The sequence below is a fragment of the Proteus sp. G4380 genome, from assembly GCF_963885725.1.
Taxonomy (GTDB): domain Bacteria; phylum Pseudomonadota; class Gammaproteobacteria; order Enterobacterales; family Enterobacteriaceae; genus Proteus; species Proteus mirabilis.
Genome location: NZ_CAWPAV010000044.1, coordinates 1 through 12,437, shown reverse-complemented (window position 1 = coordinate 12,437; position 12,437 = coordinate 1). Strand labels below are relative to the sequence as shown.

Annotated in this window: 14 protein-coding genes and 1 rRNA gene; 9 read left to right on the top strand and 6 right to left on the bottom strand. The window is 40.6% G+C overall.

Annotated elements, in window-relative coordinates:
• Window positions 1-9: 9 nt before the first annotated feature.
• The 3 genes from rplQ (at window position 10) to AACU98_RS03220 (ending at window position 1,336) form a co-directional block, all read left to right on the top strand.
• Entirely contained in the window at window positions 10-396 is a 387-nt protein-coding gene (gene rplQ, locus AACU98_RS03230; protein WP_004246940.1) for a 50S ribosomal protein L17, read from the top strand.
• A 262-nt stretch (window positions 397-658) separates the two neighbouring features.
• Window positions 659-1,072: a Zn(2+)-responsive transcriptional regulator gene (zntR, locus tag AACU98_RS03225; RefSeq protein ID WP_004246939.1), complete on the top strand. Its 414-nt coding sequence runs from the start codon at window positions 659-661 to the stop codon at window positions 1,070-1,072.
• 60 nt (window positions 1,073-1,132) lie between these two features.
• Entirely contained in the window at window positions 1,133-1,336 is a 204-nt protein-coding gene (locus tag AACU98_RS03220; RefSeq protein ID WP_004246938.1) for an alternative ribosome-rescue factor A, read from the top strand.
• A gap of 3 nt (window positions 1,337-1,339) precedes the next feature.
• Here AACU98_RS03220 and mscL read toward each other — a convergent pair whose 3' ends face one another.
• The 5 genes from mscL to def all read right to left on the bottom strand — a co-directional run bounded on the left by mscL (window position 1,340) and on the right by def (window position 6,200).
• Window positions 1,340-1,747 (bottom strand): large-conductance mechanosensitive channel protein MscL, encoded by a 408-nt coding sequence (gene mscL / locus AACU98_RS03215; protein ID WP_004246937.1) that lies wholly within the window; start codon window positions 1,745-1,747, stop codon window positions 1,340-1,342.
• 106 nt (window positions 1,748-1,853) lie between these two features.
• A complete protein-coding gene (gene trkA / locus AACU98_RS03210; protein ID WP_004246936.1) occupies window positions 1,854-3,230 on the bottom strand; it encodes a Trk system potassium transporter TrkA in 1,377 nt (458 codons plus the stop codon).
• A 112-nt stretch (window positions 3,231-3,342) separates the two neighbouring features.
• The gene (gene rsmB / locus AACU98_RS03205; RefSeq protein WP_004249887.1) at window positions 3,343-4,611 is read right to left on the bottom strand and encodes a 16S rRNA (cytosine(967)-C(5))-methyltransferase RsmB; all 1,269 of its coding nucleotides are present in this window, start codon (window positions 4,609-4,611) and stop codon (window positions 3,343-3,345) included.
• A gap of 96 nt (window positions 4,612-4,707) precedes the next feature.
• Complete coding sequence (gene fmt, locus AACU98_RS03200; RefSeq protein ID WP_004246934.1) at window positions 4,708-5,658, bottom strand: methionyl-tRNA formyltransferase; 951 nt, start codon at window positions 5,656-5,658, stop codon at window positions 4,708-4,710.
• 26 nt (window positions 5,659-5,684) lie between these two features.
• Window positions 5,685-6,200, bottom strand: a complete 516-nt coding sequence (gene def / locus AACU98_RS03195; protein ID WP_004246933.1) for a peptide deformylase — start codon at window positions 6,198-6,200, stop codon at window positions 5,685-5,687.
• A gap of 131 nt (window positions 6,201-6,331) precedes the next feature.
• Between def and dprA the strand changes: the two genes are divergently transcribed.
• The 5 genes from dprA to AACU98_RS03170 are packed head-to-tail and all read left to right on the top strand — an operon-like array spanning window position 6,332 to window position 9,719.
• Entirely contained in the window at window positions 6,332-7,489 is a 1,158-nt protein-coding gene (dprA, locus tag AACU98_RS03190; RefSeq protein ID WP_004246932.1) for a DNA-processing protein DprA, read from the top strand.
• A gap of 18 nt (window positions 7,490-7,507) precedes the next feature.
• The gene (locus AACU98_RS03185; RefSeq protein WP_004246931.1) at window positions 7,508-8,065 is read left to right on the top strand and encodes a DNA topoisomerase family protein; all 558 of its coding nucleotides are present in this window, start codon (window positions 7,508-7,510) and stop codon (window positions 8,063-8,065) included.
• The gene (tsaC, locus tag AACU98_RS03180; RefSeq protein WP_004249883.1) at window positions 8,058-8,627 is read left to right on the top strand and encodes an L-threonylcarbamoyladenylate synthase type 1 TsaC; all 570 of its coding nucleotides are present in this window, start codon (window positions 8,058-8,060) and stop codon (window positions 8,625-8,627) included. The genes AACU98_RS03185 and tsaC overlap by 8 nt, the downstream gene beginning before the upstream one ends.
• Before the next feature lie 7 nt (window positions 8,628-8,634).
• On the top strand, window positions 8,635-9,459 hold the full coding sequence (aroE, locus tag AACU98_RS03175) for a shikimate dehydrogenase (protein WP_004249684.1): 825 nt from the start codon (window positions 8,635-8,637) through the stop codon (window positions 9,457-9,459).
• Complete coding sequence (locus AACU98_RS03170) at window positions 9,456-9,719, top strand: DUF1488 family protein (RefSeq protein ID WP_152134636.1); 264 nt, start codon at window positions 9,456-9,458, stop codon at window positions 9,717-9,719. The genes aroE and AACU98_RS03170 overlap by 4 nt, the downstream gene beginning before the upstream one ends.
• Here AACU98_RS03170 and AACU98_RS03165 read toward each other — a convergent pair.
• Window positions 9,695-10,258 carry a gamma carbonic anhydrase family protein gene (locus AACU98_RS03165; protein ID WP_004249682.1) on the bottom strand — a complete coding sequence of 188 codons (564 nt, stop codon included), beginning with the start codon at window positions 10,256-10,258 and terminating at the stop codon, window positions 9,695-9,697. The genes AACU98_RS03170 and AACU98_RS03165 overlap by 25 nt on opposite strands.
• A gap of 631 nt (window positions 10,259-10,889) precedes the next feature.
• Here AACU98_RS03165 and AACU98_RS03160 point away from each other — a divergent pair.
• Window positions 10,890-12,432, top strand: a 16S ribosomal RNA gene (locus tag AACU98_RS03160).
• The last annotated feature ends 5 nt before the right edge of the window (window positions 12,433-12,437 follow it).

Here is a 12,437-nt window from a genome sequence, read left to right as displayed (position 1 = left end):
GATAAGGTCATGCGCCATCGTAAGAGTGGTCGTCAATTGAACCGCAACAGCAGCCATCGTCAGGCTATGTTTCGCAACATGGCAGGTTCTTTAGTTCGTCATGAAATCATCAAGACAACTTTGCCTAAAGCGAAAGAACTGCGTCGCGTCGTTGAGCCGCTGATTACTCTTGCCAAGACCGACAGCGTAGCTAATCGTCGTCTGGCATTCGCCCGTACTCGTGACAACGAAGTCGTGGCAAAACTGTTTACAGTATTAGGTCCGCGTTTTGCGAGCCGTGCAGGTGGTTACACTCGTATTCTGAAGTGTGGCTTCCGTGCAGGTGACAATGCTCCAATGGCTTACATTGAGCTTGTTGACCGTGCTGATTCTGAAACAGAAGCAGCTGCTGAATAATAAAATTATTATTTAGCGAAGCGAATAAAAAGACCGGATTTTTTAATCCGGTTTTTTTATTGCTATAGATTAGCAATAAATTTAAATTTATTGGTTCCTCCCTTTAATGACTCGCTACTTCTTTATTTATGTGGGTGCTATATATTTACTTCTGAATATGCTGCTATTGTGCGAAAGTAAGTATTGAGTATCGCACTATATTTCAATTCTATTTTTTTTGTTATTTGTTATGCTTACTTATCATTAGTTTGAGGAGTGATCAATGTATCGCATCGGCCAAATTGCAAAATTAGCGAATGTTACAACAGACACTATCCGTTTTTATGAAAAACAAGGATTGATGGAACATGATAGACGGACAGAAGGTGGCTATCGTCTGTATACAGAACAAGATTTGCAAAGATTACGTTTTATTCGTTATGCCAAAGAGTTAGGCTTTACTCTGGATGCTATTACTGAGTTACTTTCAATTAGAGTCGATCCTGCGCATCATACTTGTGTAGAATCAAAACATATTGTTGATGCTAGGCTAGCAGAAGTTGAGGCTCGTCTAAAAGAAATGGAAAAGATGCGTGATTCTTTAAAAATGTTAAGCAATGCTTGCTGTGGAACCGCTCATGAAAGTACATATTGTTCAATTCTAGAAATACTTGAATCTGGAGCGACAAAGCAATAATATCTGCACTGAAGATTGTTGTTCTATGCTTTATGTTCTTTAATAATTTAAGAGGTTTTTATGTCTAGCAAATATCAGCACCAAAAAGGTGTGATCAAAGATAATGCGTTAGCTGCACTTGTTCATGATCCTTTATTTAGACAACGGGTAGAAAAAAATAAGAAAGGCAAAGGCAGCTATATGAGAAAGGCAAAACATAATAAGAAAGGTAACTGGGAGGCCAGTGATAACAAATATTTTCAATTGTTATCACTGGCCTTTTAGTTTTTATTTTTGCTGATTTTTTAATAGATCACGGATTTCTGTTAATAAAGTTTCTTCTGCTGAAGGTGCAGGTGGTGCTTTAGGTTGCTCTTCTTCTTGTCTGCGCATCTTATTAATTAATTTAATCGCACAGAAAATAGCAAACGCGACAATGGCAAAATCAAAAACAGTTTGTATAAAGGCACCATAGTTTAAGATAACGGCAGGTATATCCCCATGAGCCTCTCTTAGTACTAAACTAAATTGTTTAAAATCGATCCCTCCAATGAGTAAGCCTAATGGAGGCATAATCACATCAGCTACTAAGGATGAAACAATTTTTCCGAATGCGGCACCAATGATGACACCGACTGCCATGTCAACAACATTGCCTTTCATTGCAAATTCACGAAACTCTTTGAAAAAAGCCATAACCACCCCTTATTAGTATGGATCTAGATATAAAAATATGTGTTTAGATAATAATAATAGATCAGTATCAGTAACAATCACTACTATTCTTATTTCTACACTAGAGTTATAAGAAAAATGGACTAGGTTGGAACAGTTTTTCTACTTCAGGAACATATTTTTTATCTGTAATAAACATGATCACATGGTCACCTTGTTCTATTGAGTGACTTGCATTGGCAATAATGACATCTTCATTGCGGACAATGGCGCCGATAATTGTGCCTGGCGGAAGTTTGATATCTTGAATACGTCTACCGACAACTTTTGAGGTATTTTCATCACCATGTGCAATGGCTTCAATAGCTTCAGCAACACCGCGACGTAATGAGGAGACACTGACAATATCTGCTTTGCGAACATGACCTAATAGTGCTGAAATAGTGGCTTGTTGCGGAGAGATGGCAATATCAATGACTCCACCTTGGACTAAATCAACATAAGCACTGCGTTGAATAAGTACCATGGCTTTTTTTGCCCCCATACGTTTTGCGAGCATTGCGGACATGATATTTGCTTCATCATCATTAGTGAGTGCAATAAAGACATCGATTTGCTCAATATGCTCTTCAGCGAGTAGCTCTTGATCAGATGCATCACCATAAAACACGATAGTATCATGGAGGAGCTCTGCTAACTCGGTAGCACGTTGTTGATTATGCTCAATCAGCTTAACGCTATAATCTTTTTCTAATCTTGCCGCTAATCCTGCTCCAACGTTTCCGCCACCAACAATCATAATGCGTTTATAAGGTTTTTCTAATCGTTGTAGCTCACTCATTACTGCGCGAATATGTTGTGATGCCACCACGAAAAAGACCTCATCACCCGCTTCAATAATGGTCGATCCTTGAGGGCGAATAGGTCTATCTTGGCGAAAGATAGCCGCAACACGAGTATCAATATGTGGCATATGATCACGTAGAGTGGATAGTGCATTACCCACAAGTGATCCACCATAGTAGGCTTTTACTGCCACGATACTGACTTGACCTTCAGCAAAGTTTACTACCTGTAGGGCACCGGGGTATTGAATTAGTTTATAGATATAATCTATAACGAGGTGTTCCGGGGAGATGAGGTAATCAATAGGAATTGCTTCTGGTAAAAAAAGTTTATCTGCTTCACGAACAAATTCAGAGGCTCGGATACGAGCAACTTTATTGGGAGTATTAAATAAAGTATAAGCGACTTGGCATGCTATCATATTTGTTTCGTCAGAATTTGTGACGGCAACTAGCATATCCGCATCTTCAGCCCCCGCTTCTCTTAAGACTCTCGGATGAGATCCATGACCATTTACAACTCTTAAATCAAATTTATCTTGAAGTTGACGTAAACGGGTAGCATCAGTATCGACAACAGTAATATCGTTATTCTCACCGACAAGATTTTCAGCGAGAGTGCCACCCACTTGACCTGCGCCTAAGATAATAATTTTCATCGTCAGTTCTCAGAATATTCGATTAACAAATAAAAGATCAATGTCTGTTCACATCGATCTTGTGTTGGAATAGTAGCTTCTTTTAGATCTGATATCATCTTTTATCAGAAGATCATTTTTTGTTGATCAGCGCATAAAAGAAGCCATCACCGCTATATTGCTCCGGTAAGCATTGATGCTGATAGTCACATTGAGCATCTTGCATTGACGATAAGAAGGCTGCAATTTGTTGGCTATTTTCTTCCGGTAAAATAGAACAAGTAGCATAAACTAATGTGCCGCCTGATTTTAGGTATGGCCATATAGCATGTAATATTTCTTTTTGAATTTGCGCTAACTGAGCTATGTCTTCATTACGACGTAGCCATTTGATATCTGGATGGCGACGTATAACGCCAGTTGCTGAGCAAGGAGCATCAAGTAAGATCCTGTCAAATTGCATATTTGCACACCATTGCTCTGGATAACGTCCATCACCACTTTTGACTGTGGCATGTAGTTTTAAGCGGTTTAGATTTTCTTTAACTCTGGCTAAACGTTGCTCATCGATATCAATGGCGAGAACATGCGCTTTAGGGGCTATTTCTAAGATATGGGTTGTTTTTCCCCCAGGGGCTGCACATAAATCAAGAATTTGTTCGTTATTTTGTGGCGCTAATAATTCTGCACAACGCTGAGCGCTGCGGTCTTGAACAGTGACCCAGCCCTCATTAAACCCTGGTAACAGGTGAACATTACAAGGTGTTTCTAAACGAATAGCATTGGGATGGTGGTCATCGGAGAACGCGCTGATCCCTTCTTTTTCAAGCAGCGCTAAGTACTGTTCACGTGAATGATGTATTTGATTTACCCGTAACCACATTGGCGGCTTTTGGTTATTTCCTTCAATAATACTTTCCCATAGCTCAGGGTAGGCATTTTTTATTCGTGTGAGTAACCAAGAAGGGTGCAAATAACGGCTATCATTATTTTGGAAACGTTCCATTAATACATCTTGTTGACGCTGAAATTGGCGTAATACACCGTTAATTAACCCTTTTAATTGTGGTTTTTTCAGTGCGATCGCACCATTAACAGTTTCAGCGAGTGCTGCATGGGCAGGAACTCGAGTATAAAGGAGCTGATATAAACCGACCATAATGAGGTAATGTAAAATTCGTTGTTTACCTTTCAGTGGTTTATCCATTAGTTGTTGGATGATCCATTCTAGCTGGGGTAAGGTACGTAAGGTACCAAAGCAGAGCTCTTGCAAGAGCGCTTTGTCTTTATCTGAAATGTTTTTTTGTAATTCAGGGATCACCGAACTTAATGATAAGCCTTGATCTAAAACTTGAGCTATTGCCTTTGCTGCAATACTGCGTAAGTTGTATGACGTTTTCATAGTGAATTAGCGTTTATATATTGGCCGCCAGAGAAGAATAATATTGGCGTGAAAAAAGGACCCCCTGAAATATTGTTATTTCAAGGGGTAGTATCATTATTGAATGATTTTCCCAGGGGTAAACCAATCTCTTTTGGAATTTAGGAAATCGGCTGATGCCATAGGTTTTTTACCTGATGGTTGAAGCTTGGTGATATTTAAAATGCCTTCACCTGTTACGATATAAATGCCTGTTTTATCTGCTTTCAATAATGTACCTGGTATTTGATTGGTATTATCCGACGCGATAACTTGCGCTTCCCATACTTTCACCGGCTGATCATCGAGCATAAAAAAGCTCATAGGCCATGGATTAAACGCTCTAATACAACGTTCTATCTGTTGTGCAGATAACGACCAATTAATTTTTGCTTCTTCCTTTGATAGCTTTTCTGCGTAATTCGCTAGGCTATCATCTTGTTTTTCCGCTTTTAACTCACCGCTAATGATAAGATCTAATGTATTAATTAGTGCTTTAGGCCCCAGCTCTGCTAATTTAGCATAAAGAGAAGCACTCGTGTCTTGATGAGTAATTGGGCATGATGCTTTATAAAGCATATCGCCAGTATCTAAACCAACATCCATTTGCATAATGGTGACGCCAGTTTCTGTATCGCCCGCCCATAAGGCACGTTGGATAGGTGCAGCACCTCGCCATTTAGGTAGAAGAGAGCCATGGACGTTTAAGCAACCCAAACGAGGGATATCAAGTACTGCTTTGGGTAAAATCATACCATAAGCAACAACAATCATAACGTCAGGTTGTAGTGCTTTGATCCACTCATGATTCTCTTCTGGTTTTAACGATGTCGGTTGATAAACAGGAATGTTATTAGTTAATGCCAGTTCTTTCACTGGATTAATCGTCAGCTTCTTACCTCTTCCTGCGGGTTTATCTGGTGGCGTTAATACCCCAACAATATGATGTTGAGTTGATAACAGAGCAGCTAAATGTCGGGCTGCAAAGTCGGGTGTTCCCGCAAAGATAATACGTAATGAATCAGACACGTTTTTTTCCTGTTACAAGTAAATCACTATTGTCCCGCTTTTGCTCTTCTCTTATCGAGCTTTTCAACTTTTTGGCGGATACGTTGGCGTTTTAATGGAGATAAGTAATCCACAAATAATTTGCCAACTAAATGATCCATCTCATGTTGAATACAAATAGCGAGTAAGTCATCAGCTTCTAATTCAAAAGGTTGTCCGTTGTAATCAAGCGCTCTTACTTTTACGCGCTCTGCACGAGGCACAAATGCGCGTTGTTCAGGTATTGATAAACAACCTTCCTCTATTCCGGTATCACCTTCCTGATCAAGAAGTTCTGGATTAATGAGTACCAGTTTTTGATCTCGTGTTTCAGAGATATCAATGACGATGATGCGCTGGTGGATATCCACCTGTGTCGCAGCTAAACCGATACCTTCTTCCAAATACATTGTTTCAAACATATCATCGACAATTTTTTGAATTTCGGCATCAACTTTTTCGACTGGCTTTGCAATGGTGCGAAGGCGCTCGTCTGGATAATGTAATACGTGTAATACTGCCATAATTTATTTGGACTGTTTCTAAAATGTGAATGAGAATTAACGTCTATTCTAGACATTTATTGTCTGGATTGACAGTATTTGCTGAGTTTAGCACTCACCTTGTATGTTAAAAAATAACACTAGGATAATGCATGGATGCCAGAGAAATATGGATAAGACTTAATGTTGTTTCAAGATTGCCAGTAAATAAAGCGATTAAGGTGGTGGAATACTTACAATCATTGACGCAACTAAATCGTAAAGTGTTACTAGAATGTGGCCTATCAGAACAACAAAGTCACCAATTTATGAGGCTTCAGGCAAATTGTGTCAAAAGTACATTAAAGTGGCTAGATAAAAATGAATCATCACTCTTAACAATTTCTGATTCAGATTATCCTTTGCTATTAAAGCAAATATCTTCTCCACCTCTTTTGCTTTTTGTTGCAGGTAATAAAGAGCATTTAAAAAGCACACAAATTGCATTAATTGGTAGTAGAGATGCTACACAGTATGGAACTAAGTGGGCGACTTATTTTGCACAACAGCTCGTGAAAAATAAATTCACAATTACAAGCGGGTTGGCGCAAGGGATTGATGGTGTTGGACATCGTAGTGCTTTAAAACATCATGGCGTCACTATTGCTGTATTGGGGAGTGGTTTAGAACAAATTTACCCATCATTTCATCGTCGACTAGCAGAGCAAATCAAAGAGTCGGGTGTTCTTGTTTCAGAGCATCTCCCGATGGCACCACCTTTAGCTCGTCATTTCCCGCAAAGGAATAGAATTATTAGTGGATTGAGTTCAGCTCTCTTAATTGTAGAAGCTGGCATAAAAAGTGGATCTTTAATCACTGCCAATTATGCTCTACAACAAGGCAAAGAATTGTTTGTGTTACCCGGATTACTGGGTGATTCACACTTTGAAGGAAATCATCAGTTGCTAAAACAGGGGGCGAATTTAGCCTCTTCGCCAGATGATATTATGGAATATTTAAATAGCTCTTGGCAGTGGTTAATCTTTAATCATAATGATGATTTACAGGACGAGCATATTGCAGAGGTTGGCTCAGCTGCCAATAAAAAAGAGTCCAGCAATATGCCATTAGAAATTGAAAAACTTACACCCACTCAACAGCAATCAATAAATTTGATATTGCCTTTGTTAGGTTTTGATAAAGCTATCCCGATTGATATTATTGCGAATAAGAGCGGTTTATCCACATCAGATTTAGCTCCTCTTTTATTAGAGCTTGAGCTTATCGAAAAAGTCGCTATTGTGGCGGGTGGCTATATTCGATTGGAATAAGTGTTATGAGGTAAGACAATGGCAAAAATAATGCCGTTTACGTATCCATCTGAGCAAGAAAAATGTCCTGAATGTGGCAGTGATTTAATTATAAGAAATGGTGGTCATGGCCCTTTTCTAGGATGTTCTGCTTATCCTAATTGCCATTATATTAAGGCGTTGAAATCTCAAGGCGATGGACAGGTTATTAAAGTATTAGAAGGACAGCCTTGCCAATGTTGTGGCGCAGATTTAGTTTTACGACAAGGTAAGTTTGGCATGTTTATAGGCTGTAGCAATTATCCTGCTTGTGAGCATATAGAACAAATTGATAAACCTGATGAGACTGTGATTCATTGTCCTCAGTGCGAGAAGGGCAAATTATTACAGCGTAAGTCTCGGTTTGGTAAAATATTTTATGCTTGTAACCAATATCCTGAATGTCAATTTGTACTAAATAATAAACCGATTAATGGTGAGTGCGAATATTGTCATTATCCATTATTGATGGAAAAGAGGTCTTCTCAAGGAGTAAGATTAGTGTGTGCCAGCAAATTGTGTGGCAAGCAACAAACAAAAAGAGAAGAACATGAATAACGAAGTATCACCTGTAAATAATACAATTATAGAAGCACTGCAAAATAATCAAGTTATTGCCTATCCAACAGAAGCTGTGTTTGGTGTCGGTTGTGATCCTGATAGTGAAAGCGCGGTAATGGCATTACTTGAGTTAAAACAGAGAGCCATTGAGAAAGGGCTTATTTTAATTGCTGATAACTATGAACAATTAAAACCTTATATTGATGATAACGCATTGACTCAAGAACAGCGGGAGCGGATGTTTGCCTCTTGGCCAGGCCCAATCACTTGGGTTATTCCAGCTAAGTCAACAACGCCAAAATGGCTAACAGGGCGGTTTTCTTCCTTAGCTGTAAGGGTTACGGATCACCCTATTGTGAAAGCATTATGTGTGGCTTATGGCAAACCATTAGTATCAACCAGCGCAAATTTAAGCGGACTTCCTCCATGCCGTAGTGTTGAAGAAGTACAAGAGCAGTTTCGTAACCGAATTGCTATTGTAAATGGCGAGGTTGGTGGCAGAAAAAATCCTTCTGAAATTAGAGATGCACTCACAGGTGAGCTATATCGACAAGGATAATGATGCTATGGAAAAATATGTAGTGATGGGCAATCCCATTGAACATAGTCAATCTCCTTTTATTCATCAGCTTTTTTCGAAACAGTCAGGGATTGATTATGAATATGGGCGTTTACTGGTTCCATTAGGCGAATTTGATAAAGTAGCAACGCAATTTTTTTCTCAAGGTGGACGTGGAGCTAATGTTACCGTTCCTTTTAAGGAAGATGCTTTTCGCTTTGTGGATAAATTAACACAAAGAGCACAAGCCTGTGGTGCCGTTAATACTATTTTAAAATTAGATGACGGCACGTTATTAGGTGATAATACTGATGGTCAGGGCTTAATTCTTGATTTAGCTAGGTTGGATTTTATTATCCCCGGAAAAATATTATCGGTTCTTGTTATTGGGGCTGGTGGTGCTACACGAGGGATATTATTACCATTATTAAATTATAATTGTGATATTACTTTGACTAATCGCACTGTTGAAAAAGCACAACAATTAGCACAAGAATTTAGCCAATTTGGTACAATTAGAGCTAGTGCTCCACAAAATGTTACAGATAAACATTATGATCTAATTATTAACGCCTCTTCATCTAGTATGACGGACGATATTCCACCTATACCTGATAGTGCTTATGGTTTTAAAACTGCTTGTTATGATTTGTATTATAAGGCAGGTATGACTTCTTTTTTATACCATGCATTAAAAAATGGTAGTACACGCTTATCTGATGGCCTAGGTATGCTCGTAGGGCAAGCCGCTTATGCCGTTGAGTTATGGTATGAGCGAGTACCTGATATTAATCCAACAATAAATATTTTAAGAGAAAATTTGAATAAATGAATCAATCCATTCAATTTCCTGATCGTGAGCAGTGGCTTGAAGATCAAAATTGCGTTCTTTTCCCTATCATGGTCAATGGAATGTTATTTGATTGCCAAATCACCGAACAAGAGCTAAAGGCACGCTTTGGTGAGAATAGCAATGCTTTTTGTTTGTTTAAGCAGCATCGATGGGAAATTGAAGAAGAATTTGAAGAGTTGGCTAAGCTGTATGAAGTGTCAACTCTTCATCCATTTTACTGTTTATCAATGGCGGAATGAGCCGTTGATAAATAGTCGTTCTTCCACTTTACGTAATTATTAGCAGAGTAGATAAAGTGTTGTATTTCTGCGGGCGTGAGTGGGCGGATCTTTTTTACTGGGCTACCTAAATAAAGAAAACCACTTTCTAGTCGTTTACCAGGTGGTACTAGGCTTCCTGCGCCGATCAAAACATTATCTTCAATAATTGCACCATCAAGTAAGATTGATCCCATGCCGACTAATACTCGGTTTCCGATTGTACACCCATGTAACATTGCTTTGTGTCCAACAGTCACATCATCACCGATGATGAGAGGAAAACCATTAGGGGTATTTTCTGATGCATGTGTAACATGTAGCACTGAGCCATCTTGAATATTAGTCCTTGCTCCTACACTGACATAGTTAACATCACCGCGGATCACAACCATTGGCCAAATGCTGACATCTTCACTAAGGCGTACATCACCAATAACAGTGGCTGTCACGTCAATATAAACATCTTTAGCAATGGAAGGTGATAAGTGTAAGTAACTTCTAATAGTGGAATGGCTCATGATTGACCTCATACGAATATTGTGGCGGTACTTTGCTGTAATTGTAATATAGAAAAGCATAGCAGTGAGCAGGTATATCTGACGAGAGAATAATCCAGAGTATTATTTTTAACTGAAATAAATAGCGATGATAATAAAAGTAAGTGGATCGATGATGATCGATAGAAGATAACGAATAGACAAAACGGTTATTGGTAGTATAATTTTTGTGCTACTAGCGGGGTTTTAGTGTCAAAAATAGACGTGTAGCTTAAAAATAGAGCGAACAGAAAAAAAATTGAAATAAATACTTGCGCTAATCTGAGAAGCCCCTATAATGCGCACCCACTGACCGACGATGAGCTGACAACAGCAACGACGGAAAGGGAAGAGAAAAGAAAAAAGTTTGAAAAAACTCTTGACTCTTCAGAGGAATAGCGTAATATACGCCTCCTCGCAACAACGCAGAAGACCGGAAACGGCAGCGATAGTTGCACTGCTCTTTAACAAATTATCAGACAATCTGTGTGGGCACTCGCAGAGACGATATCTTCTAAAAAATTAGATGTATCAAGTCTTGAAGAGTGACTAACAAGTTAATTCATATAATGAATAAGCTAAGTTTTCGATTTCTTTGAGCATCAAACACTTTTAATTGAAGAGTTTGATCATGGCTCAGATTGAACGCTGGCGGCAGGCCTAACACATGCAAGTCGAGCGGTAACAGGAGAAAGCTTGCTTTCTTGCTGACGAGCGGCGGACGGGTGAGTAATGTATGGGGATCTGCCCGATAGAGGGGGATAACTACTGGAAACGGTGGCTAATACCGCATAATGTCTACGGACCAAAGCAGGGGCTCTTCGGACCTTGCACTATCGGATGAACCCATATGGGATTAGCTAGTAGGTGGGGTAAAGGCTCACCTAGGCGACGATCTCTAGCTGGTCTGAGAGGATGATCAGCCACACTGGGACTGAGACACGGCCCAGACTCCTACGGGAGGCAGCAGTGGGGAATATTGCACAATGGGCGCAAGCCTGATGCAGCCATGCCGCGTGTATGAAGAAGGCCTTAGGGTTGTAAAGTACTTTCAGCGGGGAGGAAGGTGATAAGGTTAATACCCTTATCAATTGACGTTACCCGCAGAAGAAGCACCGGCTAACTCCGTGCCAGCAGCCGCGGTAATACGGAGGGTGCAAGCGTTAATCGGAATTACTGGGCGTAAAGCGCACGCAGGCGGTCAATTAAGTCAGATGTGAAAGCCCCGAGCTTAACTTGGGAATTGCATCTGAAACTGGTTGGCTAGAGTCTTGTAGAGGGGGGTAGAATTCCATGTGTAGCGGTGAAATGCGTAGAGATGTGGAGGAATACCGGTGGCGAAGGCGGCCCCCTGGACAAAGACTGACGCTCAGGTGCGAAAGCGTGGGGAGCAAACAGGATTAGATACCCTGGTAGTCCACGCTGTAAACGATGTCGATTTAGAGGTTGTGGTCTTGAACCGTGGCTTCTGGAGCTAACGCGTTAAATCGACCGCCTGGGGAGTACGGCCGCAAGGTTAAAACTCAAATGAATTGACGGGGGCCCGCACAAGCGGTGGAGCATGTGGTTTAATTCGATGCAACGCGAAGAACCTTACCTACTCTTGACATCCAGCGAATCCTTTAGAGATAGAGGAGTGCCTTCGGGAACGCTGAGACAGGTGCTGCATGGCTGTCGTCAGCTCGTGTTGTGAAATGTTGGGTTAAGTCCCGCAACGAGCGCAACCCTTATCCTTTGTTGCCAGCACGTAATGGTGGGAACTCAAAGGAGACTGCCGGTGATAAACCGGAGGAAGGTGGGGATGACGTCAAGTCATCATGGCCCTTACGAGTAGGGCTACACACGTGCTACAATGGCAGATACAAAGAGAAGCGACCTCGCGAGAGCAAGCGGAACTCATAAAGTCTGTCGTAGTCCGGATTGGAGTCTGCAACTCGACTCCATGAAGTCGGAATCGCTAGTAATCGTAGATCAGAATGCTACGGTGAATACGTTCCCGGGCCTTGTACACACCGCCCGTCACACCATGGGAGTGGGTTGCAAAAGAAGTAGGTAGCTTAACCTTCGGGAGGGCGCTTACCACTTTGTGATTCATGACTGGGGTGAAGTCGTAACAAGGTAACCGTAGGGGAACCTGCGGTTGGATCACCTCCTTACCTAA

Bases quoted from the DNA above. Each gene is read 5' to 3' on its own strand.
- mscL (WP_004246937.1), bottom strand. From the start codon at position 1,747: ATGGCTTTTTTCAAAGAGTTTCGTGAATTTGCAATGAAAGGCAATGTT.
- AACU98_RS03165 (WP_004249682.1), bottom strand. From the start codon at position 10,258: ATGAGCCATTCCACTATTAGAAGTTACTTACACTTATCACCTTCCATT.
- def (WP_004246933.1), bottom strand. From the start codon at position 6,200: ATGGCAGTATTACACGTATTACATTATCCAGACGAGCGCCTTCGCACC.
- rsmB (WP_004249887.1), bottom strand. From the start codon at position 4,611: ATGAAAACGTCATACAACTTACGCAGTATTGCAGCAAAGGCAATAGCT.
- AACU98_RS03220 (WP_004246938.1), top strand. From the start codon at position 1,133: ATGTCTAGCAAATATCAGCACCAAAAAGGTGTGATCAAAGATAATGCG.
- trkA (WP_004246936.1), bottom strand. From the start codon at position 3,230: ATGAAAATTATTATCTTAGGCGCAGGTCAAGTGGGTGGCACTCTCGCT.
- zntR (WP_004246939.1), top strand. From the start codon at position 659: ATGTATCGCATCGGCCAAATTGCAAAATTAGCGAATGTTACAACAGAC.
- dprA (WP_004246932.1), top strand. From the start codon at position 6,332: ATGGATGCCAGAGAAATATGGATAAGACTTAATGTTGTTTCAAGATTG.
- rplQ (WP_004246940.1), top strand. From the start codon at position 10: ATGCGCCATCGTAAGAGTGGTCGTCAATTGAACCGCAACAGCAGCCAT.
- AACU98_RS03170 (WP_152134636.1), top strand. From the start codon at position 9,456: ATGAATCAATCCATTCAATTTCCTGATCGTGAGCAGTGGCTTGAAGAT.
- AACU98_RS03185 (WP_004246931.1), top strand. From the start codon at position 7,508: ATGGCAAAAATAATGCCGTTTACGTATCCATCTGAGCAAGAAAAATGT.
- aroE (WP_004249684.1), top strand. From the start codon at position 8,635: ATGGAAAAATATGTAGTGATGGGCAATCCCATTGAACATAGTCAATCT.
- tsaC (WP_004249883.1), top strand. From the start codon at position 8,058: ATGAATAACGAAGTATCACCTGTAAATAATACAATTATAGAAGCACTG.